The following is a 26,336-nucleotide window of genomic DNA, read 5'->3' on the forward strand; positions in this document are numbered from 1 at the left end:
CCGACTCCCTTCTCCGCCTCACGGGACGGTCTTAAAGAGTGCCTTCGAGCCTCGAGCCTATCAGGGCGAGGGAGCGGTCTGCGCGATCTTCGCCAGCAGCCCGTTGATGAACCCCGACGAGTCGTCGGTCGACAGCAGCGTCGCCGCCTCGACCGCCTCCGAGATCGCGACGCCCGTGGGCACCTGCGGGTTGTACAGCAGCTCCCAGATGCCGATGCGCAGAATCGCGCGGTCGACGAGCGGCATGCGCGCGAGCGTCCAGCCCTGCGCGTAGGTCTCGATCAGCTCGTCGATCTCGGCGCGGTGGTCGCGCACGCCGTCGACGATCTCCCGGGCGTACAGCCACGAGGCCTCTCGGGCCGGCTCGTTCGCGGCCCGCTCCGCCTCGGCGGCCAGCGCCTGCTCGATCGGGATCTCGCGCAGGTCGGCGACGTAGAGGATGTCGAGGGCCCGCTTGCGGGCCTTGGTACGTGCGCTCATGGTTCGGCGACCAGCGAGCGCTAGTCGTTCACGCGGCCGAGGTACTCGCCCGTGCGGGTGTCGACCTTGACCTTGGTGCCGGTCTCGAGGAACAGCGGCACCTGGATCTCGTAGCCGGTCTCGAGGGTGGCCGGCTTGGTGCCGGCGCTGGAGCGGTCGCCCTGCAGGCCCGGCTCGGTGTAGGTGACCTCGAGCACGACGGATGCGGGCAGCTCGACGTAGAGCGGGTTCCCGTTGTTCATCGCGATCGTCACGCTCTGGTTCTCGAGCATGTAGTTCGCCGCGTCGCCGACGGTGGCGGCGGGAACGTTGATCTGGTCGTAGTCGGTCTGGTCCATGAAGACGAACGAGTCGCCGTCGTTGTACAGGTACTGGTAGTCGCGGCGGTCGACCGTCTCGATGTCGACCTTGGCGCCGGCGTTGTACGTCTTGTCGACGACCTTGCCCGTGACGACGTTCTTCAGCTTGGTGCGGACGAAGGCGCCGCCCTTGCCCGGCTTCACGTGCTGGAACTCGACGACGCTCCAGAGCTGGCCGTCGATGTTGAGGACGACGCCGTTCTTGATGTCCGCGGTAGAGGCCATGGATGTATCCGTTTCGATATCGGGGAAAGGAAGATGCGCGGCCGCAATTGGCCTTCTCGCATCCTACCAGCGCCCCTCCCGGGCCCCTCCCAGGCGCCCGGGGTCGAGCGGCCCCGGGCGCCCGGCGCGGCTACACGCGGCGGCCGCGCGAGCCGGCGGTGATCGCCGAGGCGATGATCACGAACACGATCGCGACGGCCACCTGCCAGATGTGCCGCCACCAGTCGAAGCCGGAGGTCTCCACGAACTGGCCGTTGTGGAACAGCGCCGCGTAGATCCAGTTGCCGACGAGGATGCCGAGGATGCCGCATACGATCGTCAGCCAGAACGGGATGTTGTCGCGGTTCGACGGCACGATCCACTTCGCGATCAGGCCGATGATGATGCCGCCGATGATGATCCAGAGGATCGTTCCGAGCATGGTGTTCCTCCCTGTGGTCGACCCTGCGGTCAAGGTCCCGACCGATCCGGTACCCGGTTCGGGAGCCTCACAGCCGCATCATGGCCGTCACCTGGTCAGCTGCGCGAGAGCCAGCCGGTAGGAGTCGAAGCCGAAGCCCGCGATGACGCCGCTGACCACCGGGGAGATGACGCTCGTGTGCCGGAACTCCTCGCGGGCGTGCGGGTTGGAGAGGTGCACCTCGACCACGGGCACGCCGGAGGAGGTCACGTACTGCACCGCGTCGCGGAGCGCATAGGAGTAGTGCGTCCAGGCGCCGGCGTTGAGCACCACCGGGACGCGTTCCTGCGCCGCCCGGTGCAGCCAGCCGAGCAACTCTCCCTCGTGGTCGGTCTGGCGCACCTCGACGGTGTGGCCGCCGGCCGCGGCATCCGTCGCCAGCGTGTCGGCGAGGTCGGCGAGCGTGGCCGAGCCGTAGATCTCGGGTTCGCGGGTGCCGAGCGTGCCGAGGTTGGGGCCGTTCAGGACGAGGATGTGCGCCACCCTCGTTACCTTAGCGGCGCCTCTTCGTCCGCTCGCAGCGGCCGCACGCGCACCGCGGACCACTCGTCGCCCAGCGGGCGGTTGCCGATGCCGCGCCAGCCGTGCTCCTGCACGGCGCGGGCGATGACGTCGCGGTTCAGTTCGCTGCGGCCGCCCTTGGGGTAGCAGATCCACACCACGCGCGCCCGGGCGAGCCGGGGCAGCAGGGCGGTGAGGTCGTCGTGCAGCGCGGCGAGGGTGGGCGAGAAGACGAAGACGCCGGCGGCGTCGTCGACGGATGCCTCGGCCGAGCCCTGCGGCAACGGCATCAGCAGCTCGCGCTGTTCGGGGCTCGCCCCGACGATGGCGATGCTCTCGCCCTTCTTCACCTGCAGGTGCTCGGCAACCGTGTCGGCCATGGGGCTGACACTAGTGCCCTCTGAGCCGGGCGGTGCGGCGAATGCGCGCAGGGGCGCACGTTGTTGCGCGAAACGTGCGCCGTTGCGCCGATCCGTCGCGTCGAGCTCACTCCTCGTCGGCCGCGACCAGGGCGTCGACGTCGGATTGCGGCTGCAGTCGCTGTCTGTCTCGCGCCAGCGCGATGCGAGAGGTCGTCCACCAGCCGCCCGCCACGGCGATCGATGTGGCGATGGTGTAAGCGAGGGTGAGAGCGGCCATTGCGGATCCGAATCCGAACACCAGCGCCTGCACGGCATAGCCCCACGCCGCGCCGTACAGTGCGAATGCGAGCACGTGGACGAGGTCGCGCCGCTGGCGGCGCAGCACGCGTCCGAGCACAAGGGCGAGCGGCGAACCGGCCAGCGTTGCGGCCAACGTCAGCGGGAACCCGAAGATCAAATAGACGATGACGAATCCTGGTTCGGCGCCCGAAGCGAGACTGGCGATCCAGGCCGACGCGAATGCAATCGGCTGGAACCAGAGCAATGCGAACGCCGCTCCCCGCGCGAACTCGCCGCCCGTGAACGCCCGCGGTGATTGCTCCGTCCGAGGTGTTGGACGAACCCCGTATCGTGCCTCGACGGCGCTCATGCGCCGACCTCGCCGGCGAGCTCCAGAAGGGCACGCAGCGGTGCGCGCACGACCGGCACACGTAGGAACGGCAGCACGGCGGCGCACAGGCGCAGAGCGTGGTCGACCAGGCGTTCTGTGTTCCGCTGCCCCGGCGACCGGTCGTAGCTCCAGTACAGGCAGACCAGCAGGTACACCAACCACAGAGCATGAGGCATTCGTGGCCGAACGTCGGCGGGAAGAGCTTGACGCGCTCCTTCGAGCGCGTCTCGGAAGAGGCCGACGACGACCCGTCGCGCCGGTGCGGACTCCGGAGACATCGGGTTGAGCGGCGAGTCCGGGGCGACCATGGCTGTGAGGAAGCCCGACGCGAAGGCATGGAATGGTGTGAGCTGAGCCAGACCGGTGCGCAGGACGATGCGGATCCGGGAGATCAGGTCGTCCGTATCGGCGAGAGCGGCCGCTGCCGCCGCCCGGTGAGCCTCCTGCACCTCGAGGTACAGCTCTTGCACGAGGTGGTTCTTCGTCGGGAAGTAGTAGTACGCATTTCCCAGCGAGACGCCGGACTCTGCGGCGATGCGGCGCATAGTCGTCGCGTCGAAACCCTCCTCGCGGAAGGAACGCAGGGCCGCCGCACGGATCGCCTCCCTCGTCTGCGCGGCTTTCGTGCCCGCATCCGCATTTTTGAACACGTTCAAAAACTACGTGCGCAAAGCACTCGCCGCAATGGTCGGCAGCGGTCACTCGCGTGAGCCCCTGAGCCTACGACGCGATCTCCTGGTATGCCGCGAACAGCAGCGATTCGTCGGGCGCCTGCAGCACGGTCGGCCGGGCCACGTCGTCGAGCACGATGAAGCGCAGCATGGCGCCCCGGGCCTTCTTGTCGCGGCGCATGGTCGAAAGCAGCGTCTGCCAGCGGCCCGCCGGGTAGCTCGTCGGCAGGGTGAGCGACTCGAGGATCGCGCGGTGGCGCTCGACGACGGCGTCGGGAAGCCGGCCGGCGAGCCGTGAGAGCTCCGCGGCGTAGACCATGCCGATCGACACGGCGGCGCCGTGCCGCCACTGGTACCGCTCGGCGTGCTCGATGGCGTGCCCGAGGGTGTGCCCGTAGTTGAGGATCTCGCGCAACCCCGACTCCTTGAAGTCCTGGCCGACGACGCGCGCCTTGACGCCGATGGAGAGCTCCACGACGCGGCGGAACGCGTCGGAGGCCGGGTCGGTGGTGCCGTCGACGTCGGCCTCGAGCAGGTCGAGGATCTCGGGTTCGGCGATGAAGCCGCACTTGACGATCTCGGCGAAGCCGGCGAGCACCTCGTTGCGGCCGAGGCTCGAGATCGTGTCGAGGTCGGCCACGACGGCGGCCGGGGCGTAGAACGCCCCGACGAGGTTCTTGCCCTCGGCGGTGTTGATGCCGGTCTTGCCGCCGACGGCCGCGTCGACCATGCCGAGCACCGTGGTCGGCACCTGCACCAGCTTGACCCCGCGCAGCCAGGTGGCGGCGACGAACCCGGCGAGGTCGGTGACGGCTCCGCCGCCGAAGCCGATCACCGCGTCGGAGCGGGTGAAGTCGGCCTGGCCGAGGATCTGCCAGCAGAACGAGGCGACCTCGACGCGCTTGGCCGCCTCGGCGTCGGGCACCTCGGCCAGCAGCACCTGGTAGCGGTCGGCGAGGCTCTCGCGCAGCTCCTCGGCCGCGCGCGCGAGGGTCGGCGGGTGCACGATCAGCACCTTCGCGACGCCCTCGCCGAGCTGCTCGGCGAGGCGGTGCCGCAGGCCGTAGCCCACGGTGACGGTGTACGGGTCGAGACCCGCCACGGCGATCTCGGTGATGTCACGGGCGTCGGTCATTCGGTGAGCTCCCTCGTTCGGTGCACCCAGGCGACGATGTCGTCGGCGACCCGGGTCATGGGGGTGCGGCTCGTGTCGATGCGCACATCGGCGAGCCGCTCGTAGAGCGGACGGCGGGCCTCGACGAGGGCGGCCCAGCCCTCGAGGTCCTTGACGAGGGGGCGGCCGGCGTCGAGCCGCGCCTCGACCGCCTCGCGGGTCACATCGAGCATCACGACGCGAGCGGATGCGAGGTCGCGCTGCGTCTCGGGATCCAGCACCGCTCCCCCGCCGAAGGACACCACCGCGTCCTGCGCGAGCGCCTCGACGACGGCGTCCCGCTCGAGCCGGCGGAAGTGCGCCTCGCCGTGCTGGGCGAAGATCTCGGGGATGGGCCCGTGCCGCTGCACGATGAGCGCGTCGGTGTCGATGAAGGTCTTGCCGAGCAGTTTCGCCACCCGCCTGCCGACGCGGGACTTGCCGCTCGCGGGCGGCCCGATGAGCACGATCGGCACGGGGCGCTACGCCTCGCTGTGCGCCGCCGGGCGGGCCACGGCCGTGCGCAGGGTCTCCGGGATGGCGGCGAGGTAGCCTTCGAGGTTGCGCGTCGTCTCGGCCAGGGAGTCGCCGCCGAACTTCTCCAGCACGGCGTCGGCGAGCACGAGCGCGACCATCGCCTCGGCGACGACACCGGCGGCCGGAACGGCCGAGACGTCGGAGCGCTGGTGGTGCGCGGGTGCCGGCTCGCCGGTGGTGACGTCGATGGAGCGCAGCGCGTGGGGCACCGTCGCGATCGGCTTCATGCCGGCGCGCACCCGCAGCACGGTGCCGGTGGACATGCCGCCCTCGGTGCCGCCGGCGCGGTCGCTGGTGCGCTCGATGAGCCCGTCGCCGGGCACCAGCTCGTCGTGCGCCTGCGAGCCGCGGCGGCGCGTGGTCTCGAATCCGTCGCCGAGCTCGACGCCCTTGATCGCCTGGATGCTCATCAGCGCCTGCGCGAGCCGGCCGTCCAGCCTGCGGTCCCACTGCACGTGCGAGCCGAGGCCGGCCGGCACCCCGTAGGCGAGCACCTCGACGACGCCGCCGAGGGTGTCGCCGTCCTTGTGCGCGGCGTCGACCTCGGCGACCATGAGCGCGCTCGTGGCCGGGTCGAAGCAGCGCAGCGGGTCGGCGTCGATGGCCTCCACGTCCGCCGGCTGCGGCAGCCGGGAGCCGTCGGGCACCCGCACCGGCCCGATGGAGAGGGTGTGCGCGACGGTCTCGATGCCGAGCTCGCGCAGGAACGACTTGGCCACCGCGCCGAGCGCGACCCGCGCGGCGGTCTCGCGGGCGCTGGCGCGCTCGAGCACGGGCCGGGCCTCGTCGAAGCCGTACTTCTGCATGCCGACCAGGTCGGCGTGGCCCGGCCGGGGCCGGGTCAGCGGCGCCCCGCGACCGGTCTTCAGCACCTCCGGGTCCACCGGCTCCGGGCTCATCACGTCGACCCACTTGGGCCACTCGGTGTTCCCGATCCGCAGCGCGACGGGGCCGCCCATGCTGAACCCGTGCCGCACCCCGCCGGAGAGGGTGAGCTCGTCCTGCTCGAACTTCATCCGCGCGCCGCGCCCGTAGCCGAGCTTGCGGCGGGCCAGATCGGCCTGGATGTCCGCGATCCGCACCGGCACCCCCGCGGGCAGTCCCTCGAGCACCGCGATCAACTCGGGTCCGTGCGATTCCCCTGCGGTCAGCCAGCGAAGCATGCCTCCAGCCTACTTGGGCGGCGGCGTGCCGTCGTCGCGCAGGCCGACCGAGGCGAGCATGGCGGCCAGCACGGATGCCTCGTCCGGCAGCGGCGCGAAGGGGTCGCCCGAGAGGAAGATCCGCACCTGCAGCAGGGCCTGGTGCACGAGCATCGGCAGCCCGCTCAGCACCGTGCCGCCCGCCTGCGCCCACGCCGCGCCGAGCGGCGTCGGCCACGGGTCGTAGGCGACGTCGAGCAGCGGCACCCGCGCCCGGAAGCGCGCGTCGAAGGAGACAGGCGTGTCGACGCCGCCGGGCAGCGTGCTCACCAGCAGGTCGGTCGCGTCGTCGTCGCGGGGCGTGTCGAAGGTGCCGACCGAGGCGGCGAGCCCCACGGATGCCGCGAGCGGCAGCAGCCCCGCCGCGCGCTCCGGCGCGCGGACGCTCAGGTGCACGCTCTCGGCGCCCAGCTCCCCCGCCGCGACGATCGCGCTGGCCGCGGTGGCGCCGCCGCCGAGGATCTGCACGTGGCGCACGGCGCGCACCCCGGCGCCCTGGAGGGCGCGCACGATGCCGGGCACGTCGGTGTTGAACCCTTCGCGGCGGGGCGCCCTGGCCGGGTCATCCGTGAACAGCACCGTGTTGACCGAGCCGGTGAGCGTGCCGAGCTCGTCGACCCGGTCGAGCAGCGGCTGCACCGTCTGCTTCAGCGGCATGGTCAGCGACAGGCCGCGCCATTCGGGGCCGCACGAGGCGACGAAGCCGAGCAGCGCGGTCTCGTCGACCTCGGCCCGCTCGTAGCTCCACGGCAGCCCGAGCACGCGGTAGGCGGCGGCGTGCAGCGTCGGCGACTTGGAATGGGCGATCGGCTTGCCGAGCACGGCGAGCCGGGTGCGGCCCGCGGCATCCGTCACGAGCAGTAGTCCTTGTTCTCGCTCTGGGCGCACCAGTCCTGCAGCTGCTTGACGTTCTTCTCGTGCTGCGCCTCGGTCGTGGCGAACGCCGTCTCGCCGGTGCGCAGGTTCACGACGGTGAAGTACAGGTAGTCGCCCTGCGGGTTCATCGCCGCGCGCAGGGCCGCGTCGCCCGGATTGCTGATCGGCCCGACCGGCAGCCCCTTGTGCACGTAGGTGTTGTACGGGTTCTTGGCGTTCTTCCGCTCGGCGTCGGTGGTCCACACGGTGTCGGTGTGGCCGGTGCCGTACGCGACCGTGGCGTCCGACTGCAGCGGCATGCCCTTGTCGAGGCGGTTCTGGAAGACCCCGGCGATCTTCGGCAGGTCCTGCGGGTTCGGCCCGGCCTCCTTCTGCACGATCGACGCCAGGATGACGGTGTCCCACAGCTTCGAGCTCGGGATGCCGTCCTCGGCGAACGCCTCCTTGGCGCGGTCGACGAGCGTCGTGATCACACCCTTCGCGTCGCTGTCGGGGTCGAGGGTGTAGGTGGCGGGGAACAGGAAGCCCTCGAGGCTCGTCGCCTTCGCCGGCAGCCCGTACGCCTGCGGGTCCTTGGCGGCCGCCTTGAGCTCGGCGAGCGGGATCTTGGTCGCCGCCGCCGCGTCGGCCAGCACGGTGGCCTCGGTCTCGCCCTCGCGCACCAGCAGCGCATTCGCGAGGTGCGACTTGGGGTCCTGCAGCAGCGCGAGCGCGGCCTTGGCGCTCATGTGCTTGCGCAGCTTGTAGACGCCCGGCTGGAACACCGGGTCGGGTTTGGTCTGCAGCAGCAGCGAGTAGAACGCCTGGGAGGTCTTGGTGACCCCCGCATTCGCGAGGGTCTTGGCGATCGTCTCGCCCGAGTCGCCGTTCTTGATGGTGACCTTGACCTCGCCGGTGCCCTTGCCGGTGTAGTCGGTGGGCTCCGGGTGCAGCAGTTTCATCACCGACTGCACCTGGGGCTGGAAGGTCTGCCAGGCGTACCAGCCGCCGCCCCCGATGAGAGCGAGCACGACGACGGTGACGATGATGCGGGTCCAGACCCGGCGGGCGCGGCCGGGGGCGCGGCGGCGGGGCCCGGACGGCCCGTCTCCCCCGTCGCCGCCCCACTGCGTCTCGTGGTGGTGCCAGCCGAGCGCGCCGAGCGGATGCTCGTGGTGTTCGTGCTGGTCCCGCTGTGGTCGCTCTTGCTGCTGCCGGGGTTGCTCCTGCTGCCCGGGGCGCTCCGGGCGCTCGGCCGCGCGCGACGGCTCCTGCCGCACGGCGGGCACGACCGGCTTACGCTGCGACCGGCGGCCGGCCTCGAGCGCCTCACGGGCGGCGCGCGCCTCGCGGCGGGTCATCGGCCGGCTCGCGCTCTCCTGCCCCCCAGCAGGTGCGGCATCGGCGAGCGGCGCGAAGGGGTCGTCGAGGTCGAGCCCGTCGCGGCGATCGGATGGCGTGGCTGGAGGCGTCACGGAGGGGCTGGCTCCTTCAGATCTGTCTCACGCGGTCGCGTCGACCACGGTTCCGGCCGCACGGCCGGTCGACCGCTCGGCGTCGAGCGCGTGCTGCAGGATCACGGCAGCCGCTGACTGGTCTACTACCGTACGCGACTTCTTGGTGTTCCGTCCGCCCTGGCGCAGCGCCGCGGTCGCGGTGACCGTCGAGAGCCGCTCGTCGACGAGCCGCACCGGCACCGTCACCGCCGCGGCGAGCCGCGCCGCGAACTCTTCCGCGTCCTCGGTCGACCGCGTGCTGCGCCCGGAGAGCGACAGCGGCAGGCCGACGATCACCTCGATGGCCTCGTGCTCCGCGACGACGGCCGCGATCCGGGCGACGTCGGCCCCGTCATCCGATCTCGCCACCGTCTCGAACGGCGAGGCCAGGAAGCCCGACGGGTCGCTGCGGCTGACGCCGATGCGCACCGTGCCGACGTCGACACCGATGCGGATGCCGGGGCGCACGGCCGCCTAACCTGCCAGCGCGCCCGCGACGGCGGCGAGCGCCGCGTCCGCGGCCTGCGCGTCGCTGCCGCCGCCTTGCGCGAAGTCGTCCTTGCCGCCGCCGCGGCCCCCGAGCACTCCGGCGGCGACGCCGACGAGGGATCCGGCCTTCGCACCCGCCTCGCGGGCCGCCGCGTTGGTCGCCACGACGACGAGAGGCCGTTCCCCGACCGTCGCGACGAGCGCGACGACCGCCGCGTCGCTGCCGAGCCGCTCGCGCACGGCCATGGCCAGGCGGCGCAGCTCGTCGCTCGAGCCGAGTGCGCCCACGTTCTGCGCGACCAGGCGCACGGCGCCGGTGCGGGTGACCGTCTCGACGAGGCCCGGGACCTTCTCGAGCAGCTGCTTCGACTCGTAGGCGGCGATCTTCTTCTCGGCCGCCTTGAGGTTCGCCACGAGCTCCGAGATGCGCTCGGGCAGCTTCTCCCGCGGGGTCTTGAGATTCGCCGTCAGCTCGGCGACGATGGCGCGCTCGGCGGCCAGGTCGCGGAACGCGTCGATGCCGACGAGGGACTCGACGCGGCGGTTGCTGGAGCCGACCGACGACTCGCCGATGAGGTTGATCAGGCCGATCTCGGCGCTCGAGGCGACGTGCGTGCCGCCGCACAGCTCCCGGCTCCACGGGCCGCCGATCTCGACCATGCGCACCACGTCGCCGTACTTCTCCCCGAACAGCGCCATGGCGCCGAGCGCCTTCGCGTCGGCGAGCGGCATCTCCCGCACCGTCACCGGCAAGTTGTCGCGGATCGCGTTGTTCGAGATCTCCTCGAGCTCACTGCGCGTCTCGGGCGACAGCGGCTTGTTCCAGGAGAAGTCGAGGCGCAGATAACCGGCCTTGTTGTACGAACCGGACTGGTGCGCGTTCGGGCCGAGCAGCTGGCGCAGCGCGGCGTGCACGATGTGGGTGCCGGAGTGCGCCTGGTTCGCACCGCGGCGGTAGTCGCGGTCGACGACGCTCGTGGCCGCGGCGCCCACCGACACCTCGCCCACCTTGACGCGCACGGTGTGGCTGATCAGTCCGCGCACGGGGCGCTGCACGTCGAGCACCTCGAGCTCGAAGCCGGAGCCGACGATGGCGCCCTGGTCGGCGTCCTGGCCGCCCGACTCGGCGTACAGCGAGGTCTCCTTCAGGATCACCTCGGCGATCTGGCCCTCGCCCGCGGCGGCGACCGGGCGGCCGTCGACGATGATGCCGAGCACCTCGGATTCGGTCTCGAACTCGGTGTACCCGGTGAACACGGTCTCGCCCAGCGAGCGGAACGGGCTGTACACCGAGAGGTCGGCGATCGCGCCCTTCTTCGCCTTCGCGTCGGCCTTGGCCCGCGCCCGCTGCTCCTGCATGAGCCGGTCGAAGGCCTCGCGGTCGACCGTGAGGCCGGCCTCGTCGGCGATCTCCAGGGTCAGGTCGATCGGGAAGCCCCAGGTGTCGTGCAGGAGGAACGCCGTGTCGCCCGGCAGCGACGTCTTGCCCGCCGCCTTGGTCTCGGCGACCGCGGTGTCGAGGATCGTCGTGCCGCCCTCGAGGGTGCGCAGGAACGTCTCCTCCTCGGCGAGGGCGGTGTGCGAGATGCGCTCGTAGTCCGACTGCACCTCGGGGTAGGCATCCTTCATCGCGTCCCGCGACGCGGCGAACAGCTCGGGGAACGTCGCGGTGTCCACCCCCATCAGCCGCATCGCGCGCACCGTGCGGCGCAGCAGCCGGCGCAGCACGTAGCCGCGCCCGTCGTTCGAGGGGGTGACGCCGTCGCCGATGAGCATGAGGGAGCTGCGCACGTGGTCGGCGACGACCCGCAGGCGCACGTCGTCGTCGTGGTCGGCGCCGTAGCGCTTGCCGGCGATCTCGGCGGCGCGGTCGAGGACCGGGCGCACCTGGTCGGTCTCGTAGATGTTCTCGACGCCCTGCTTGATGAAGGCGACGCGCTCGAGACCGGAGCCGGTGTCGATGTTCTTCTTCGGCAGCTCGCCGACGATCTCGAAGTCGATCTTCGAGCGCACGTCCGAGATCAGGTACTGCATGAAGACGAGGTTCCAGATCTCGACGTAGCGGTCGTCGTCGGTCGCGGGCCCCCCGTCGATGCCGTATGCGGGGCCGCGGTCGAAGAAGATCTCGGAGCAGGGGCCGGCGGGGCCGGGCTGCCCGGTCGACCAGTAGTTCGTGTCGCGGCCGAGGCGCTGGATGCGGCTGGGGCTCGCGCCGACCTTCAGCCACTCCTGGTAGGCCTCGTCGTCGTCTTCGTAGATGGTGAACCAGAGGTCCTTCTCGTCGAAGCCGAGACCGCCCTTCGACTCCTCGGTCAGCAGCAGCTCCCACGCATAGCGGATCGCGCCGTCCTTGAAGTAGTCGCCGAACGACCAGTTCCCCAGCATCTGGAAGAAGGTGCCGTGGCGCGGCGTCTTGCCGACCTCTTCGATGTCGAGGGTGCGCACGCACTTCTGCACGTCGGCCACGCGCGGGAACGGGGCCGGCTCCACCCCCGTCAGGTACGGCACCCACGGCACCATGCCGGCGATCGTGAACATCAGCGACGGGTCGTCGCTGATCAGCGACGCGGATGGCACGATCGTGTGGTCGCGCGACGCGAAGAAGTCGAGGAAACGGCGGTGGATCTCAGCGGTCTGCATCGAAGGGGGCTTCTACCTGGTTCTGTCAGTCGTTGTTGCGCAGTTCGGCCTCACGGGCGTGATACCCGTCCGCCACGGCGGCGCCGAAATCGCGGGCCTTGGCCTCGAGGTCGGAGAAGAAGCGCTTGCCCTGCTCGGTCTTGTTGGCCTGGTGGGCGGCGACGAAACCCAGCGCGACGCCGAGCACGAACGCGAAGAAGGTCTTCATGGTGTTCTCCGTGAGATCGGTGGTTAACAGCCAGAGAGCGGGGGCCCGTGGGCACCCCGCTCTCCAGACTATCGGTAGCCGTGCTGGCTGACGCCGCACTGTCGAGCGCCGCCGCTTCGGCGGCGCGGGTACGCGACCCTAGCGGTCTGTATTTTCAAGCGCCGCCGCTTCGGCGGCGCGGGTACGCGACCCTAGCGGGCCGCGTAGTACTCGACGACCAGCTGGGTCTCGCACTGGATCGGCACCTCGGCGCGCTTGGGGGCGCGCACCAGGCGGGCCTGCAGCTTGTCGAGCTCGACCTCGAGGTAGCCGGGGGTCTTGGGCAGCACGTCGACGTGACCGCCGGCGGCGGCGACCTGGAACGGCTCGGTGCCCTCCGAACGGGCCTTGACGTGGATGAGCTGGCCCGGCTTCACACGGAAGGAGGGGCGGTCGACGATCTTGCCGTCGACGAGGATGTGGCGGTGCACGACGAACTGGCGGGCCTGCGCGGTGGTGCGGGCGAAGCCGGCGCGCAGCACGAGGGCGTCCAGGCGGGTCTCGAGGATCTCGACCAGGTTGTCACCGGTCATGCCGCCCTTGCGGTGCGCCTCGTTGAAGGTGATGCGCAGCTGCTTCTCACCGAGGCCGTACTGGGCGCGCAGGCGCTGCTTCTCGCGCAGACGGACGGCGTAGTCGGAGTCGGCCTTGCGCTTGGTGCGGCCGTGCTCGCCGGGGGCGTACGGGCGCTTCTCCATGTAGCGCGCGGCCTTCGGGGTCAGGGCGACGCCGAGCGCGCGGGAGAGGCGGGTCTTGCTACGTGACTGCGAGGACACGTGGTTCCTTTCGATTCTGTGATCTCACGATGGAGCGCGTGCGCCCTGGGCGCACGTGAACCGCCCGACTCTGCGGGCGGTCATCGTCTAATGGGATTCGGCGGCACGGCGCGAAGCGCTCATGCAACCACGCAAGCTTACCAGAGGCGACGGATGCCTCTCACCGTCGCCGGATGATCCGCTTCAGCTTCTCCCACCTGGCGGCGATCTCGCGCTCGTGGCCGTGCTCGGTCGGCTGGTAGTACTCGGCGTTCTTGATGGGATCGGGCAGGTACTGCTGGGCGACGACCCCGAGCTCGTCGTCGTGCGGGTACACGTAGCCCTTGCCGTGCCCGAGCCGCTTCGCGCCGGGATAGTGCGCGTCGCGCAGGTGCTTCGGCACCCGGCCGCCGCGGCCGGCGCGCACGTCGGCGATCGCGGCGTCGAGCGCCAGGTAGGCGGCATTCGACTTGGGGGCGGATGCGAGGTGCACCGTCGCCTGCGCGAGCGGGATGCGCCCCTCCGGCATGCCGATGAACTGCACCGCGTCGGCGGCGGCGACCGCGACGCCGAGCGCGGTCGGGTCCGCCATGCCGATGTCCTCCGACGCGGACACGATCAGCCGGCGCGCGATGAAGCGCGGGTCCTCCCCCGCCTCGATCATGCGCGCGAGGTAGTGCAGGGCGGCGTCGACGTCGGAGCCGCGGATCGACTTGATGAACGCGCTGATCACGTCGTAGTGCTCGTCGCCGTCGCGGTCGTAGCGCAGCAGCGCGCGGTCGACGGCGCGCGAGACCATCTCGGCGGTGATGGTGTCCTGCTGTTCGCTGTCGGCGGTGACCGACGCGGCCTCGAGCGCGGTCAGCGCCCGGCGGGCGTCGCCGGAGGCGAGCTGGATCAGCGCGCTGCGCGCCTCGGCCTCGAGCCGGAAGCGCCCGCCGAGCCCGCGCGGGTCGGAGACCGCGCGATCCACGAGCACGCCCAGGTCGTCGTCGGAGAGCGGTTCGAGGGTGAGCAGCAGGGAGCGGGACAGCAATGGCGAGATCACCGAGAAGGACGGGTTCTCGGTGGTCGCCGCGACGAGGATGACCCAGCCGTTCTCGACGCCGGGCAGCAGCGCGTCCTGCTGGGCCTTGGTGAAGCGGTGGATCTCGTCGAGGAACAGCACGGTGGAGATGCCGTAGAGGTCGCGGTTGCTCATCGCCTCCTCCATGACCCCGCGCACGTCCTTGACGCCGGCGGTGACGGCGGAGAGTTCGACGAAGCGACGGCCCGAGGAGTGGGCGATGGCCTGGGCGAGCGTGGTCTTGCCCGTCCCGGGCGGGCCCCAGAGGATCACGGACACCGAGCCGCGCTCCCCCGTCTTGTCGCTCGCGAGCGCGCGCAGCGGCGAGCCCGGGGTGAGCAGGTGCCGCTGCCCGGCGACCTCGTCGAGGCTCTTCGGGCGCATGCGCACCGCGAGCGGGGTCGCCCCGGTGTGCAGCCCGACCCGCGCGTCCGTCATGCGAACAAGAATACGAGTCGGCGGTGACACGGCGGTCACGCATCCGTCGTGGCGCACGTGATTCACGCTCGCATCACGCGACCCGATAAAGTGCGAGCCGACGACGCGAAAGGATCGCAGCTTGGCCCCCTCGAAGAACGACCGCGAAGCCCGCATCGCCCGCGAGCGCCTGCGCGCCTACCAGGCCCGCCAAGCGGTGCACGAGCGCGGTAAGAAGCGCCGGCGCCGGGACAACTGGATCGCGGGGATCGCCGTCGTCGTCGTGGCCGCAGCCGCGGTCGCGCTGCAGCTGACCTACTTCGGCGTCGGGCCGGGTGCGCCGAAGGCGAAGTCGACGTCGGCGCCGAGCTCCTCGGCCTCGCCCACTCCGAGCCCCACCACGTCGGGCTCGGTGCCCTCGAAGAGCATCGCGAAGAACCGCACCTGGACCGGCACGCTCACGCTCAACAAGAACGTGAAGCTGGGCGTCAAGCTCGACGGCAAGGCGGCGCCGCAGGCCGTCTCGTCGACCATCTCTCTGGTGCAGTCCGGCTTCTACATCGGCACGGTGTGCCATCGCCTGACCAACGCCGACACGTTCAAGGTGCTCCAGTGCGGCGGCGCGAAGACCGTCGCCGACGGGCCGACCGGCGGTCCGGGGTACAGCTACGGCCCGATCGAGAACGCCCCGAAGACGATCTCCGGGTCGAAGACGGACAGCAACCCGTACGGCTCGGCGAAGTACAAGGCCGGCACCATCGCCATGGCGCGCAGCTCCGGCGACGCGAACAGCATGGGCAGCCAGTTCTTCATCGTCTACGGCGACACGACCATCCCGAACGACGCGGCCGGCGGCTACACCGTGATCGGCACCGTGACGAGCGGGCTCGACCAGCTGGTGTCCAAGATCGCCGACAAGGGCCTCACCCCCTCCGACTCGTCGACCCCGAACGACGGCACGCCGAAGGTCGCGACCAAGATCACCGCGTTCACCCTCAAGTAGCGCGCCCCCGGTCCGTCGCCGCCCGGGCGCCCGTGCAATAGGCTGCACGGAGAGTGTCAGCATCGGCCGCGGGCTCGGCCGATCCGTTCGCAAGGTGGAGCATCTTGTCCAATCCGAATCCGTGGGGCCGCGTGGCCGAAGACGGCACCGTGTATGTGCGCGAGGGCGACGGGGAGCGCGCCGTGGGCGAGTTCCCGGGCGCCACCCCGGAAGAGGCGCTGGCCTACTTCGAGCGCAAGTACGCGGACCTCGCGGGCCAGGTCGGGTTGCTCGAGCAGCGCGCCCGGCGCGGCGCCCCGGCGGCGGACATCGCCAAGTCGGTGGCATCGCTAAAGCAGAACGTCGTGGGCGCCAACGCCGTCGGCGACCTCGCCTCCCTCGTCGCCCGCCTCGACAAGCTCGGCGGCACCGTCGAGGAGCTGACCCAGCAGCAGACCGAGGAGGCGAAGGCCGCCATCGCCGAGGCTCTCGCCGTGCGGGAGGGCATCGTCGCCGAGGCCGAGGCCCTCGCAGCGGAGGACCCGGCCAAGACGCAGTGGAAGCGCACCAGCGCCCGGCTCGACGAGCTCTTCGCCCGCTGGCAGCAGCACCAGAAGGAGGGCCCGCGCCTGCCGAAGAACGAGGCGAACGAGCTCTGGCACCGCTTCCGCGCCGCGCGCAGCACCATCGAGCACAACCGCAAGGCGTTCTTCGCCGAGCTCGACGCCCAGCACCGCGAGGCCCGAGCCGCCAAGACGGCGCTCATCGAACGCGCGGAGGCGCTCGTCCCGCGCGGTCCCGACGCGATTCCCGAGTACCGGGCGCTGCTCGAGGAGTGGAAGCGCGCCGGCCGCGCCGGCAAGCGCGACGACGATGCCCTGTGGGCCCGGTTCAAGGCCGCCGGCGACGCGATCTACGCCGCGAAGGCGCAGATCGATGCGGTCGAGAACGAGGAGTACCAGGCGAACCTCGAGGCGAAGCTCGCGCTGCTCGCCGAGGCGGAGCCGCTGCTGAACGCGACCGACCGCGACAGCGCCAAGGCCAAGCTGCTCGACATCCAGACCCGCTGGGACCAGATCGGGCGGGTGCCGCGCGACCAGGTGCGCCAGATCGAGGACCGGCTGCGGCGCGTCGAGGCGGCCGTCCGCAAACTCGACGAGGAGCACTGGCGGGCCAACAACCCCGAGAAGCAGGCGCGCAGCGCGGGTCTCGCCGCCCAGCTCAGCGAGGCGATCGAGCGGCTCGAGGCCGAGTTGGCCGAGGCGCAGGCCGCCGGGGACGCCAAGGCGGTCGCGGAGGCGCAGGAGGCCATCGAAGCCCGCCGCGCCTGGCTGAACGCGCTGCGTTAGCCGTTCTCCACAGCGGCGTCGGGCCGCGGCCGCGGCCGCGGGCGCCCGGGGCACCATGTCGGGATGCGAATGCCCGCGGTGCTCACCCGCCACGACCTCCCCGTCGCCGAGCTGTCGGCGCTGCTGCTCGACGGCGACGCGTTCCCGCTCGACGAGGCGGTCATCGTCGTCGACGAACCCGACTGGCCGGCCAGCCGCGCCCGGGCGCTGACCGGGGTGCTGGGGCCGCGGCTGATCGCCGAGCGCGACTCGGCGCTGTGGGTGCACGGATGCCTGCCGCATCCGCCCCTCACGCACACGGCCGCCCTCCCCCGCGAGCTGCGCGGGCTGCGTCTCGTGCCCACGCCGCGCGTCGGCGTGCGAGAGGTCGTCATCTCGGACGCCGAGGTGATCGAGCTGGAGGGCCTGCGACTGACCTCGCCCGCCCGCACCCTGCTCGACCTGGCCCAGCAGCCCGTGCTCGCACCGCAGGTCGCCTCCGGGGCGAGGCGGCTGGCCGGCTCCCCCGGCGTCACCGATGCCGCGGTCGAGCTGCTGCGCTCGCTCGGCCGGGTGCCGGGCAAGGCCCGCGCCCTGCGCACGATCGGCGAATGGTCGCGCTGACCGGAGCCGACCGGCGCCGACGCGCGCTAGCCCGCGCTGACGCGGTAGACGTCGTAGACGGCGTCGATGCGGCGCACCGCGTTGAGCACGCGGTCGAGGTGGGTGGTGTCGCCCATCTCGAAGACGTACCGCGACAGGGCCAGCCGGTCGCTCGTCGTCTGCACGCTCGCGGAGAGGATGTTGACGTGGTGCTCCGACAGCACCCGGGTGATGTCGCTGAGCAGTCCGGAGCGGTCGAGCGCCTCCACCTGGATCTGCACCAGGAACACGCCCTTGTTCTCCTCGGCCCACTCGACGTCGATCATCCGGTCGGGCTCGGCCATGAGGCCCTTCACGTTGTGGCAGTCCGCCTGGTGCACCGATACGCCGGAGCCGCGGGTGATGAAGCCGACGATCGGGTCCCCGGGCACCGGGGTGCAGCACTTGGCGAGCTTGACGAGGATGTCGGGGGCCCCGCGCACGAGCACGCCCGAGTCGCTCGAGGAGCGCACCCGGCGCCGGCCGGCGGGGGGCAGATCGGGGGCGGGGCTCTCCTCCTCGTCCTGCTGCAGCCCGGCCATGAGCTTCTCGAGCACGGACTGCGTCGACACGTGCCCCTCGCCGACGGCGGCGTAGAGCGCCTCCACGCTGTCCAGGTGCAGCTGGGTCGCGACATCCGTCAGCGACTCGGTGCTCATCAGGCGGGTCAGCGGCAGGTTCTGCTTGCGCATGGCGCGCGCGATCGCGTCCTTGCCCTGCTCGACAGCCTCGTCGCGGCGCTCCTTGGTGAACCACTGCTTGATCTTGCTGCGCGCGCGCGGGCTCTTGACGAAGTTCAGCCAGTCCTGGCTGGGGCCCGCATCCGGGTTCTTCGAGGTGAACACCTCGACGACGTCGCCCGTTGCGAGCTCGGAGTCGAGCGGCACCAGGCGGCCGTTCACCTTCGCGCCCATGGTGCGGTGGCCGACCTCGGTGTGCACCGCGTACGCGAAGTCGACCGGGGTCGCCCCCTGCGGCAGGCCGATCACCTTGCCCTTGGGGGTGAAGACGTAGACCTCCTTGGCGCCGATCTCGTAGCGCAGCGAGTCGAGGAACTCGCTCGGGTCGTCGGTCTCGGCCTGCCAGTCGGTGATGTGGGCGAGCCAGGTCAGGTCGGCGTCGACCTGCCGCTTGTCGTCCTTCGCACCGGCGGCGCGCTCCTTGTATTTGAAGTGCGCGGCGACGCCGTACTCGGCGCGCTGGTGCATCTCCTCGGTGCGGATCTGGATCTCGACCGCGCGGCCGCCGGGGCCGATGACGGTGGTGTGCAGCGACTGGTACAGGTTGTACTTCGGGGTCGCGATGTAGTCCTTGAACCGCCCCGGCATGGGCGTCCACCTGGCGTGAATCTGGCCCAGCACCGCGTAGCAGTCGCGCACCGTCGTCACGAGCACGCGGATGCCGACCAGGTCGTAGATCTCGTCGAACTCGCGTCCCCGCACGACCATCTTCTGGTAGATCGAGTAGTACTGCTTGGGCCGGCCGACGACCTTTCCGCGGATGCGCGCGGCCTTCAGGTCTTCGTCGATCGCGTCGATCACCTGCTGCACGACCCGCTCGCGTTCGGGCGAGCGCTGCTTGACGAGGTTCTCGATCTCGACGTACAGCTTCGGCTGCAGCACCGCGAAGCTCAGGTCCTCGAGCTCGCTCTTGATGGTCTGGATGCCGAGCCGGTGCGCGAGCGGCGCGTAGATCTCGAGCGTCTCCTTCGCCTTCCGCTCGGCGTTCTGCTTGGGCATGAAGCCCCAGGTGCGGGCGTTGTGCAGGCGGTCCGCGAGCTTGATGACCAGCACCCGGATGTCCTTCGACATCGCGATGATCATCTTGCGCACGGTCTCGGCCTGCGCGCTGTCGCCGTACTTCACCTTGTCGAGCTTGGTGACGCCGTCGACGAGCATCGCGATCTCGCTGCCGAAGTCCTGGGTGAGCTGGTCGAGCGTGTAGTCGGTGTCCTCGACGGTGTCGTGGAGCAGCGCCGCGGCGATCGTCTTCGCCCCGATGCCCAGGTCGGCGAGGATCTGCGCGACGGCGAGCGGATGCGTGATGTACGGCTCCCCGCTGCGCCGGGTCTGCCCCTGGTGTGCGAGCTCAGCGGCGCGGTAGGCGCGTTCGATCAGACCCACATCCGCTTTGGGGTGGTGCTGGCGCACGGTGCGCAGCAGCATGTCGAGGGCGCCGCCCTGCTGCGCCCGGGAGAACAGCCGGGGCACCAGACGGCGCAGCGAGGCGGTCTGATTGCTCGTTGTCGTATCGACCATGGTGACCGCCTCCTCGCCCCATTATCGCGTGACGGCGGCACTCTCCGCGTCGACCGGTGCCTTGGCCCGTGCGGAGCGCACCCGGCGATCGTGCTTGGCGATCTCGGGCTCGTTCTCGCGCAGCCAGGCGTAGAGCGGGGCGGCGACGAACACGCTCGAGTAGGTGCCGATCAGGATGCCGACGAACAGGGAGAGGGAGATGTCCTCCAGGGTCGCCGCGCCGAGCACGAACGATCCGATGAAGAGGATGCCCGCGACCGGCAGCGCCGCGATGACGGCGGTGTTGATGGACCGCACCAGGGTCTGGTTGACGGCGAGGTTGACCGACTCGCCGAAGGTGCGGCTGAGGCGCGACTTGTCCTCCCCCGTGTTCTCGCGCACCTTGTCGAACACGACGACCGTGTCGTACAGCGAGTAGCCGAGGATGGTGAGGAATCCGATGACCGTCGCCGGCGTGATCTCGAAGCCGGTGAGCGCGTAGACGCCGGCGGTGAAGATCAGGTCGTGGAAGAGCGTGATGATCGCGGCGAGCGACATCTTCCAGGTGCGGAAGTACAGCGCCATGCCGATGAAGGCGAGGATCAGGAACACGCCGAGGCCCTGCAGCGCCTTCCGGCTGACGTCCTGGCCCCAGGCCGGCCCGATGTACGACGAGGTGATGTCGTCCTCGTCGACCTTGTAGCCGTCGGCCAGTTCCTGGGTGACCTTCTTGGTCTGGTTCGTGGTCAGCTGGTCCGTCGTGACGCGCACGCCGTCGCCGTTGACGACGGTGGTCTGCACGACCGCGTCGGACTTGACGTCGTGCACCGCCGCGATGGCGATGTTCTGGTTGGTGGACTTGGTGTGCGAGACCTCGAACTGCGAGCCGCCGCGGAAGTCGATGCCCCAGTTGAAGCCGCCGCCCACGATCGGCACGAGGATGCACACCACCATCAGCACCGCGGAGATCCCGAGCCACAGCCTGCGGCGGCCGACGAAGTCGATCGACCGGGCGCCGGTGAAGAGGTCGTTGCCGAACTGCTGGAAACGCGAAGGCATCAGTCGTCCTTTCCGTCGCCGGCGCCGCCGGCGTTCTGCAGGGCCGCCTTGCGCTCTGCGATCGTCTGGCGCTTGGCCGCCTCCTTGCGGGCGCCGGCCAGCTTGGCCGAGCTCACCGCCACGGGCGGCCGGAACTGCCCGGCTCCGCGGTAGACGGCGCCGAGGGCGCTGGGGTCGAGACCGGAGAGCTTGTGGCCGGAGGCGAAGAACGGGGTGCGGGCGAGCAGCCGCAGGATCGGATGCGTGAACATGACGACCACGATGACGTCGATGATCGTCGTGAGGCCGAGGGTGAACGCGAAGCCCTGCACGTTGCCGACGGCGAGGAAGTACAGCACGATCGCCGACAGCAGGTTCGTGCTCTTGGCCGCGTAGATGGTGGCCCGGGCCCGCTTCCATCCCGCCTCCACGGCGGAGATCAGCTCGCGACCGCCGCGCAGCTCATCCCTGATGCGCTCGAAGTAGACGATGAACGAGTCGGCGGTGAATCCGATCGCGACGATCAGACCCGCGACGCCCGCCAGCGACAGGCGGTAGCCCATCTCCCAGGACAGCACCGCGATCGACAGGTAGCTGAGGGCCGCGGCGATGACGAGCGAGAAGATCGTCACGAAGCCGAGCGTGCGGTACTGGAACAGCGTGTAGATGAACACCAGCAGCAGACCGATCGCGCCGGCGATCATGCCCGACAGCAGCTGCGTCGAGCCGAGGGTGGCCGAGATGGTGTCGGAGCTCTGCACCTTGAAGCTGACCGGCAGGGCGCCGAACTTCAGCTGGTCGGCCAGCGCCTGAGCGGATTCCTGCGTGAAGGAGCCCGTGATCTGCGAGGTGTTGCCCGTGATGACGCCCTGCATCTGCGGCGCCTCGAGCACCTTGCCGTCGAGCACGAACGCGAACTGGGAACGCGCGTCGGAGGTGCCGGCCTCTTCGGCGGCCTCGTAGTAGTTGTAGAGCCGCTGGCTGACCTTGTCGAAGGCCGCTGCGCCCTTCTTGTCGAAGGTCAGATTGACCGCCCACTGACCCGTGGAGACGCCCTGGGAGCTCGTGACGGTGCCGGCCGAGGCATCCGTGATGTGGCTGCCCTCGACCTCGACCGGGCCGAGCAGGTACTTGGTCGTGCCGTCGCTGTCGCAGGTGACGAGCGGCTTGGAGGCGGGAGCGACGTTGGTGTCCGCGTTCTTCAGCGAAGAGCAGTCGAACGACTCGTACTCCGCCTCGAGGTATGGGGTGACGTAGTTCAGGTCGCTCGCGTCGGTCGGCTTTGCGGTCGGGGTGTTGGCGAGCGTCGGGGCGGGCGTCGGGTACGGCGTCTCCTTGCCGTCGTCGCCGGTGAAGCTCGTCGTGGCGGGCGACTCGGCGAGCAGCACGGGGCGCAGCTCCATCTTGGAGGAGGCTTCGATGCGCTCCCGGGTCGCCTCGTCGAGCTTGCCCGGAACGTCGACCACGATGTTGTCGTTGCCCTGGGTCGACACGGTCGCCTCCGAGACGCCGGACGCGTCCACGCGCTGGCGGATGATCGACACCGCCTGGTCCAGCTCGTCGCTCGTGACGTGCTTTCCGTGCTCGAGCGCGGGGGTCAGGATCACCTCGGTGCCGCCCTGGAGATCGAGGCCGAGCTTGGGGGCGATCGTGGCCCCTCCCCACAGCACGCCCCCGGCGAGGGCGGCCACGAGGGCGACGATGATCACCCCCAGCCAGATCAGGGAGCGCGATGCGTGCCGTACGGGGGACGACTTCGCCATGGGCGGGAACTCAGCTTTCTTCCCGTGAGAGCCAGGGACTCTCGCGAGCGGATGGTCGGGACGGTCTTATTCGTCGTTCTTGGTCGTCGGGGTGATCCGCTCGCCGAACTCGGGCGCGCCGCCGGCGTCGGCGGCCTGCTTCTGCGCCGCGGCGTTCGCGTCGTCGACGGCGCTGGTCGACGTCGCGCTGTCGGCTGCGGCGGCGGTCGGCTCCTCCGGCTTCGGCTCCTCGATGCGGGCGATGGTCTGGCGGTGCACCGTGGCGAGATTGCCCGGGCTCACCTCGAGCACGACCTTGTTGTTCTCGGCGTCGACGGACTTCACCGTGCCGAACAGCCCGAAGTTGGTCATCACCTCGACCCCGGGCTGCAGCTTCGCAGCCTTCTCGGCCTCGGCGGCCTGGCGTTTGCGGTTGTTCCGCCACGTCCAGAAGAAGAAGAACGCGATGATCACGAACATCGCGACGATCAAGAAGGTGTTGTCGCCCATGAAGAGGGGAAGTCCTTTCGATGTGAGGGAAGCACTCACCTCACGCTCGGGTGTTGCCTCGGCCGATCGGCCTGGTGGCGATTATAGGTTATCGGTGAACAGCGGCTGCTGGGCGCCGGACGGGCCCCGCCCGGGCTCGAGTCCGAAGTGCCGCCACGCCTGCGCCGTGGCCACGCGACCGCGCGGCGTGCGGGAGACGAGGCCGATGCGCACGAGGAACGGCTCGACCACCGACTCGATCGTCTCCGCCTCCTCCCCCACCGAGACGGCGAGGGTGGACAGCCCGACGGGTCCTCCGTCGAAACGCGTCAGGATCGTCTCCATCACCGCGCGGTCGAGCCGGTCGAGACCCAGCGGGTCGACGTCGTACAGCTCGAGCGCGGCCTGCACGGCGGCCAGATCCGCCCGGGCTGCGTCGCGCCCCGACGGCGCCTGGCCGTGCACGAGCGCGTAGTCGCGCACGCGGCGCAGCAGCCGGTTCGCGATGCGCGGGGTGCCGCGGCTGCGGCGGGCGATCTCGGCCAGCGCGCGCTTGTCGATGTCGAGCTCGAGCATGCCGGCGGCGCGGTCGAGCACCTGCTCGAGCTCCTCGTCGGAGTAGAACTCGAGATGCGCGGTGAACCCGAACCGGTCGCGCAGCGGATTCGGCAGCAGACCCGAGCGGGTCGTCGCGCCCACCAGGGTGAACGGCGCGAGGTCGAGCGGGATGCTCGTGGCGCCGGCGCCCTTGCCGACCATGATGTCGATGCGGAAGTCCTCCATGGCGAGGTAGAGCATCTCCTCCGCGCTGCGCGCCATGCGGTGGATCTCGTCGATGAAGAGCACCTCGCCGGGCACGAGCGAGGAGAGCACCGCCGCCAGGTCGCCGGCGTGCTGGATGGCGGGGCCGCTGGACATGCGCAGCGGCCGGTCGCTCTCCGCCGCCACGATCATCGCGAGCGTCGTCTTGCCGAGCCCAGGGGGGCCGGCGAGCAGGATGTGGTCGGCGGTGCGCTCCTGCAGGCGCGCGGCCGTGAGCAGCAGCTGCAGCTGCCCGCGCACCTTGGCCTGGCCCACGAACTCGGTGAGGGTCTTCGGCCGCAGCGCGCCCTCGAAGGCGAGCTCCGCCTCGCCCTGGGCCTGCGGCGCGGTCAGGTCGTCGCTCACCGGCGCGCCCCCGCGGGGTGCTGTGCGGCGGGGCCGAGCAGCGCGAGCGCGCGGCGCAGCAGCGCGGGCACGCTCGACGCGGCGGCATCGGATGCGGCGTCGCCCAGCTCCTCGAAGACGTCGGCCACGGCCTGGGCGGCGGTCTTCTCCGGCCAGCCGAGCCCGACCAGCGCGATCCGCACGTCGTCGGCGACGGACGTCGACGGAGCGGCGGTCGCGGGCGCCGCGGCGACCCGGGTGGTGACGTGCAGCTTCCCGGCGAGCGAGACGACGATGAGCTTGGCGGTCTTCGGGCCGATGCCGCTCACCTTTCGGAACGCCGAGTCGTCGTCGGCCTGCACCGCGGCGGCGATCTGGTCGGGGGTGAGCGCGGCGAGGACGCCGAGGGCCGACTTCGGCCCGACGCCGTTCACCCCGAGCAGCAGCTCGAACACCTCGAGCCGCTCCGCGTCCTCGAAGCCGAACAGGCTGAGCGCATCCTCCCGCACCACCAACGAGGTGTGCACGAAGGCCTCGTCGCCGACGCGCAGCGAGAGCGCGTGCTCGGGCGTGACGTTCACGAGATAGCCCACCCCCGAGACCTCGAGCACGAGGGCGGAGCCGGATGCGCGCAGCACGGTGCCGCGGAGCGAGCTGATCATGTCCCCCAGGCTACGGGCGCGCAGCGCCGAGGCGGCGCAGCGACACTCGAACACATGAACGAGGGTTGTCAGAACTGCTTGCGCACCGACTTCTCGGCGTCGAGCCAGGCGCGCTGCGCGGGGGTGAGGGCGCCCGCGGCTGCGCGCGGGGTGCGGCGCGAGGCATCCGTCGGGATGGCGCGGGCCGAGCGCCACGACGCCGCGATGGCGAGGGCGAGCGCATCCGCCGCATCCGCAGGCTTGGGCACCGCCTGCAGCCGCAGGATGCGCCGCACCATCTCGCCGACCTGCGCCTTCTCGGCCCCGCCGTAGCCGGTCACGGCGTTCTTCACCTCGCTCGGCGTGAACAGCTCGAGCGGAGTGCCGGAGCTCGCGGCCTCGTGGATGACGAGCCCGGACACCTGGGCGACGCCCATGACGGTGTTGCGCTGGTTGTTCGCGAAGACCCGCTCGAGCGCCATGACGTCGGGCTCCGTGTCGGCGATGACTTCGCGCAGCCCGGCCAGGATGGTGACCAGCCGCTGCCCGTGCTCCATGTCCGACGGCGTACGCACGACGCCGACCCGTACCAGTTCGGGTGCGCGGCCGGCGTCGATCACCCCGTATCCGCAGCGCGTGAGTCCCGGGTCGATCCCGAGCACCCGCAGCGGCATGGGCTGCTAGTCCTCGTCGTCCTCGAGCTCGGCCTGCACCTCGGGCGACAGGTCGAGGTTGGTGTAGACGTTCTGCACGTCGTCGCTGTCCTCCAGCGCGTCGATGAGCTTGAACACCTTGCGGGCGGTCTCCGCATCGGCCTCGACCTTGACGGATGCGACGAACTCGACGTCCGCCGAGTCGTAGTCGATCCCCGCCTCCTGCAGCGCCGTGCGCGTCGCGACGAGCTCGCTCGGCTCGGTGATCACCTCGAACCCGTCGCCCTGGGCGGTGACCTCCTCGGCTCCGGCGTCGAGCACCGCGGCCAGCACGTCGTCCTCCGTCACGCCCTCGCCGGGCACGACGATGACGCCCTTGCGGCTGAAGTTGTAGGCGACCGAACCGGGGTCGGCCAGGGTGCCGCCGTTGCGCGACATCGCCGTGCGCACCTCGGCGGCCGCGCGGTTCTTGTTGTCGGTGAGGCACTCGACCAGCAGGGCCACGCCGCCCGAGGCGTACCCCTCGTACATGATCGTCGCGTAGTCGACGGTCTCGCCGGTGAGGCCCGCGCCGCGCTTGATGGCGCGGTCGATGTTGTCGTTGGGGACCGAGGTCTTCTTCGCCTTCTGCACGGCGTCGGCGAGGGTCGGGTTGCCGGCGATGTCGGCGCCGCCGATCTTGGCCGCGACCTCGATGTTCTTGATCAGCTTCGCGAACGACTTGGCTCGGCGCTGGTCGATGACCGCCTTCTTGTGCTTCGTGGTCGCCCACTTGGAATGCCCGGACATGCGTCTCCTGAGTAGATATGCGTTCGGTCGATTCTACGAGAGGCCGCAGGCATAGGGTTTCTGC

Annotated in this window: 28 protein-coding genes; 3 read left to right on the forward strand and 25 right to left on the reverse strand. The window is 70.7% G+C overall.

The window, feature by feature from the left end; genetic code table 11:
* Window positions 1-60: 60 nt before the first annotated feature.
* The 17 genes from nusB to H563_RS0101375 all read right to left on the reverse strand — a co-directional run bounded on the left by nusB (window position 61) and on the right by H563_RS0101375 (window position 14,606).
* Window positions 61-480 carry a transcription antitermination factor NusB gene (gene nusB, locus H563_RS0101295; RefSeq protein WP_022880823.1) on the reverse strand — a complete coding sequence of 140 codons (420 nt, stop codon included), beginning with the start codon at window positions 478-480 and terminating at the stop codon, window positions 61-63.
* Window positions 481-500: 20 nt separating this feature from the next.
* Window positions 501-1,064, reverse strand: a complete 564-nt coding sequence (gene efp, locus H563_RS0101300; RefSeq protein ID WP_022880824.1) for an elongation factor P — start codon at window positions 1,062-1,064, stop codon at window positions 501-503.
* Between the two features lie 130 nt (window positions 1,065-1,194).
* A complete protein-coding gene (locus H563_RS0101305; RefSeq protein WP_022880825.1) occupies window positions 1,195-1,485 on the reverse strand; it encodes a GlsB/YeaQ/YmgE family stress response membrane protein in 291 nt (96 codons plus the stop codon).
* A gap of 87 nt (window positions 1,486-1,572) precedes the next feature.
* Window positions 1,573-2,007: a type II 3-dehydroquinate dehydratase gene (gene aroQ / locus H563_RS0101310; RefSeq protein WP_022880826.1), complete on the reverse strand. Its 435-nt coding sequence runs from the start codon at window positions 2,005-2,007 to the stop codon at window positions 1,573-1,575.
* Window positions 2,008-2,012: 5 nt separating this feature from the next.
* On the reverse strand, window positions 2,013-2,405 hold the full coding sequence (locus tag H563_RS0101315; protein ID WP_022880827.1) for a hypothetical protein: 393 nt from the start codon (window positions 2,403-2,405) through the stop codon (window positions 2,013-2,015).
* Between the two features lie 106 nt (window positions 2,406-2,511).
* Window positions 2,512-3,036, reverse strand: coding sequence for a hypothetical protein (locus H563_RS17825; protein WP_155864948.1), 525 nt, complete (start codon window positions 3,034-3,036; stop codon window positions 2,512-2,514).
* Window positions 3,033-3,707, reverse strand: a complete 675-nt coding sequence (locus tag H563_RS0101325) for a TetR/AcrR family transcriptional regulator (protein ID WP_022880829.1) — start codon at window positions 3,705-3,707, stop codon at window positions 3,033-3,035. Before H563_RS0101325 ends, H563_RS17825 begins: the two co-directional genes overlap by 4 nt.
* Before the next feature lie 70 nt (window positions 3,708-3,777).
* The gene (gene aroB / locus H563_RS0101330) at window positions 3,778-4,863 is read right to left on the reverse strand and encodes a 3-dehydroquinate synthase (RefSeq protein ID WP_022880830.1); all 1,086 of its coding nucleotides are present in this window, start codon (window positions 4,861-4,863) and stop codon (window positions 3,778-3,780) included.
* On the reverse strand, window positions 4,860-5,357 hold the full coding sequence (locus H563_RS0101335; RefSeq protein WP_022880831.1) for a shikimate kinase: 498 nt from the start codon (window positions 5,355-5,357) through the stop codon (window positions 4,860-4,862). The genes aroB and H563_RS0101335 overlap by 4 nt, the downstream gene beginning before the upstream one ends.
* Before the next feature lie 6 nt (window positions 5,358-5,363).
* Entirely contained in the window at window positions 5,364-6,581 is a 1,218-nt protein-coding gene (aroC, locus tag H563_RS0101340; RefSeq protein WP_022880832.1) for a chorismate synthase, read from the reverse strand.
* Between the two features lie 9 nt (window positions 6,582-6,590).
* The gene (locus H563_RS0101345) at window positions 6,591-7,475 is read right to left on the reverse strand and encodes a shikimate dehydrogenase (RefSeq protein ID WP_022880833.1); all 885 of its coding nucleotides are present in this window, start codon (window positions 7,473-7,475) and stop codon (window positions 6,591-6,593) included.
* Window positions 7,472-8,950 carry an endolytic transglycosylase MltG gene (gene mltG / locus H563_RS14405; protein WP_022880834.1) on the reverse strand — a complete coding sequence of 493 codons (1,479 nt, stop codon included), beginning with the start codon at window positions 8,948-8,950 and terminating at the stop codon, window positions 7,472-7,474. Before mltG ends, H563_RS0101345 begins: the two co-directional genes overlap by 4 nt.
* Before the next feature lie 27 nt (window positions 8,951-8,977).
* Window positions 8,978-9,439 carry a Holliday junction resolvase RuvX gene (ruvX, locus tag H563_RS0101355; protein ID WP_022880835.1) on the reverse strand — a complete coding sequence of 154 codons (462 nt, stop codon included), beginning with the start codon at window positions 9,437-9,439 and terminating at the stop codon, window positions 8,978-8,980.
* A 6-nt stretch (window positions 9,440-9,445) separates the two neighbouring features.
* Entirely contained in the window at window positions 9,446-12,100 is a 2,655-nt protein-coding gene (alaS, locus tag H563_RS0101360) for an alanine--tRNA ligase (protein ID WP_022880836.1), read from the reverse strand.
* A 25-nt stretch (window positions 12,101-12,125) separates the two neighbouring features.
* A complete protein-coding gene (locus tag H563_RS0101365; RefSeq protein ID WP_022880837.1) occupies window positions 12,126-12,308 on the reverse strand; it encodes a hypothetical protein in 183 nt (60 codons plus the stop codon).
* A gap of 191 nt (window positions 12,309-12,499) precedes the next feature.
* Window positions 12,500-13,123: a 30S ribosomal protein S4 gene (rpsD, locus tag H563_RS0101370; protein ID WP_022880838.1), complete on the reverse strand. Its 624-nt coding sequence runs from the start codon at window positions 13,121-13,123 to the stop codon at window positions 12,500-12,502.
* A 160-nt stretch (window positions 13,124-13,283) separates the two neighbouring features.
* Complete coding sequence (locus H563_RS0101375; protein WP_022880839.1) at window positions 13,284-14,606, reverse strand: replication-associated recombination protein A; 1,323 nt, start codon at window positions 14,604-14,606, stop codon at window positions 13,284-13,286.
* 121 nt (window positions 14,607-14,727) lie between these two features.
* Here H563_RS0101375 and H563_RS0101380 point away from each other — a divergent pair, with 121 nt between their 5' ends.
* From H563_RS0101380 to H563_RS14410, 3 genes are all read left to right on the forward strand, one after another.
* On the forward strand, window positions 14,728-15,588 hold the full coding sequence (locus tag H563_RS0101380) for a peptidylprolyl isomerase (protein WP_022880840.1): 861 nt from the start codon (window positions 14,728-14,730) through the stop codon (window positions 15,586-15,588).
* A 104-nt stretch (window positions 15,589-15,692) separates the two neighbouring features.
* Window positions 15,693-16,916 carry a DUF349 domain-containing protein gene (locus H563_RS0101385; protein ID WP_022880841.1) on the forward strand — a complete coding sequence of 408 codons (1,224 nt, stop codon included), beginning with the start codon at window positions 15,693-15,695 and terminating at the stop codon, window positions 16,914-16,916.
* Window positions 16,917-16,979: 63 nt separating this feature from the next.
* Complete coding sequence (locus H563_RS14410) at window positions 16,980-17,519, forward strand: type IV toxin-antitoxin system AbiEi family antitoxin (protein WP_022880842.1); 540 nt, start codon at window positions 16,980-16,982, stop codon at window positions 17,517-17,519.
* Window positions 17,520-17,545: 26 nt separating this feature from the next.
* Here H563_RS14410 and H563_RS0101395 read toward each other — a convergent pair whose 3' ends face one another.
* The 8 genes from H563_RS0101395 to H563_RS0101430 form a co-directional block, all read right to left on the reverse strand.
* Window positions 17,546-19,795, reverse strand: coding sequence for a RelA/SpoT family protein (locus H563_RS0101395; RefSeq protein ID WP_022880843.1), 2,250 nt, complete (start codon window positions 19,793-19,795; stop codon window positions 17,546-17,548).
* 21 nt (window positions 19,796-19,816) lie between these two features.
* Window positions 19,817-20,833, reverse strand: coding sequence for a protein translocase subunit SecF (gene secF / locus H563_RS0101400; protein WP_022880844.1), 1,017 nt, complete (start codon window positions 20,831-20,833; stop codon window positions 19,817-19,819).
* Window positions 20,833-22,575 (reverse strand): protein translocase subunit SecD, encoded by a 1,743-nt coding sequence (gene secD / locus H563_RS0101405; protein WP_022880845.1) that lies wholly within the window; start codon window positions 22,573-22,575, stop codon window positions 20,833-20,835. The genes secF and secD overlap by 1 nt, the downstream gene beginning before the upstream one ends.
* A gap of 66 nt (window positions 22,576-22,641) precedes the next feature.
* Complete coding sequence (yajC, locus tag H563_RS14415; RefSeq protein WP_022880846.1) at window positions 22,642-23,064, reverse strand: preprotein translocase subunit YajC; 423 nt, start codon at window positions 23,062-23,064, stop codon at window positions 22,642-22,644.
* 81 nt (window positions 23,065-23,145) lie between these two features.
* Window positions 23,146-24,210, reverse strand: a complete 1,065-nt coding sequence (gene ruvB / locus H563_RS0101415) for a Holliday junction branch migration DNA helicase RuvB (RefSeq protein WP_022880847.1) — start codon at window positions 24,208-24,210, stop codon at window positions 23,146-23,148.
* Entirely contained in the window at window positions 24,207-24,851 is a 645-nt protein-coding gene (gene ruvA, locus H563_RS0101420; protein WP_022880848.1) for a Holliday junction branch migration protein RuvA, read from the reverse strand. The genes ruvB and ruvA overlap by 4 nt, the downstream gene beginning before the upstream one ends.
* Before the next feature lie 68 nt (window positions 24,852-24,919).
* Window positions 24,920-25,504: a crossover junction endodeoxyribonuclease RuvC gene (gene ruvC / locus H563_RS0101425; protein ID WP_022880849.1), complete on the reverse strand. Its 585-nt coding sequence runs from the start codon at window positions 25,502-25,504 to the stop codon at window positions 24,920-24,922.
* Between the two features lie 6 nt (window positions 25,505-25,510).
* Window positions 25,511-26,272, reverse strand: a complete 762-nt coding sequence (locus tag H563_RS0101430; protein WP_022880850.1) for a YebC/PmpR family DNA-binding transcriptional regulator — start codon at window positions 26,270-26,272, stop codon at window positions 25,511-25,513.
* Window positions 26,273-26,336 lie beyond the last annotated feature (64 nt).

The sequence above is a fragment of the Gryllotalpicola ginsengisoli DSM 22003 genome, assembly GCF_000419445.1.
Classification (GTDB): Bacteria; Actinomycetota; Actinomycetes; order Actinomycetales; family Microbacteriaceae; genus Gryllotalpicola; species Gryllotalpicola ginsengisoli.

What these genes read in the sequence shown, in the direction of transcription:
- H563_RS0101430 (WP_022880850.1), bottom strand. Translation starts at nt 26,272, where the DNA reads ATGTCCGGGCATTCCAAGTGGGCGACCACGAAGCACAAGAAGGCGGTC.
- H563_RS0101305 (WP_022880825.1), bottom strand. Translation starts at nt 1,485, where the DNA reads ATGCTCGGAACGATCCTCTGGATCATCATCGGCGGCATCATCATCGGC.
- aroB (WP_022880830.1), bottom strand. Translation starts at nt 4,863, where the DNA reads ATGACCGACGCCCGTGACATCACCGAGATCGCCGTGGCGGGTCTCGAC.
- ruvA (WP_022880848.1), bottom strand. Translation starts at nt 24,851, where the DNA reads ATGATCAGCTCGCTCCGCGGCACCGTGCTGCGCGCATCCGGCTCCGCC.
- H563_RS0101315 (WP_022880827.1), bottom strand. Translation starts at nt 2,405, where the DNA reads ATGGCCGACACGGTTGCCGAGCACCTGCAGGTGAAGAAGGGCGAGAGC.
- secD (WP_022880845.1), bottom strand. Translation starts at nt 22,575, where the DNA reads ATGGCGAAGTCGTCCCCCGTACGGCACGCATCGCGCTCCCTGATCTGG.
- yajC (WP_022880846.1), bottom strand. Translation starts at nt 23,064, where the DNA reads ATGGGCGACAACACCTTCTTGATCGTCGCGATGTTCGTGATCATCGCG.
- H563_RS0101395 (WP_022880843.1), bottom strand. Translation starts at nt 19,795, where the DNA reads ATGGTCGATACGACAACGAGCAATCAGACCGCCTCGCTGCGCCGTCTG.
- H563_RS0101365 (WP_022880837.1), bottom strand. Translation starts at nt 12,308, where the DNA reads ATGAAGACCTTCTTCGCGTTCGTGCTCGGCGTCGCGCTGGGTTTCGTC.
- ruvC (WP_022880849.1), bottom strand. Translation starts at nt 25,504, where the DNA reads ATGCCGCTGCGGGTGCTCGGGATCGACCCGGGACTCACGCGCTGCGGA.
- aroC (WP_022880832.1), bottom strand. Translation starts at nt 6,581, where the DNA reads ATGCTTCGCTGGCTGACCGCAGGGGAATCGCACGGACCCGAGTTGATC.
- H563_RS0101375 (WP_022880839.1), bottom strand. Translation starts at nt 14,606, where the DNA reads ATGACGGACGCGCGGGTCGGGCTGCACACCGGGGCGACCCCGCTCGCG.
- secF (WP_022880844.1), bottom strand. Translation starts at nt 20,833, where the DNA reads ATGCCTTCGCGTTTCCAGCAGTTCGGCAACGACCTCTTCACCGGCGCC.
- efp (WP_022880824.1), bottom strand. Translation starts at nt 1,064, where the DNA reads ATGGCCTCTACCGCGGACATCAAGAACGGCGTCGTCCTCAACATCGAC.
- H563_RS17825 (WP_155864948.1), bottom strand. Translation starts at nt 3,036, where the DNA reads ATGAGCGCCGTCGAGGCACGATACGGGGTTCGTCCAACACCTCGGACG.
- nusB (WP_022880823.1), bottom strand. Translation starts at nt 480, where the DNA reads ATGAGCGCACGTACCAAGGCCCGCAAGCGGGCCCTCGACATCCTCTAC.
- alaS (WP_022880836.1), bottom strand. Translation starts at nt 12,100, where the DNA reads ATGCAGACCGCTGAGATCCACCGCCGTTTCCTCGACTTCTTCGCGTCG.
- H563_RS14410 (WP_022880842.1), top strand. Translation starts at nt 16,980, where the DNA reads ATGCGAATGCCCGCGGTGCTCACCCGCCACGACCTCCCCGTCGCCGAG.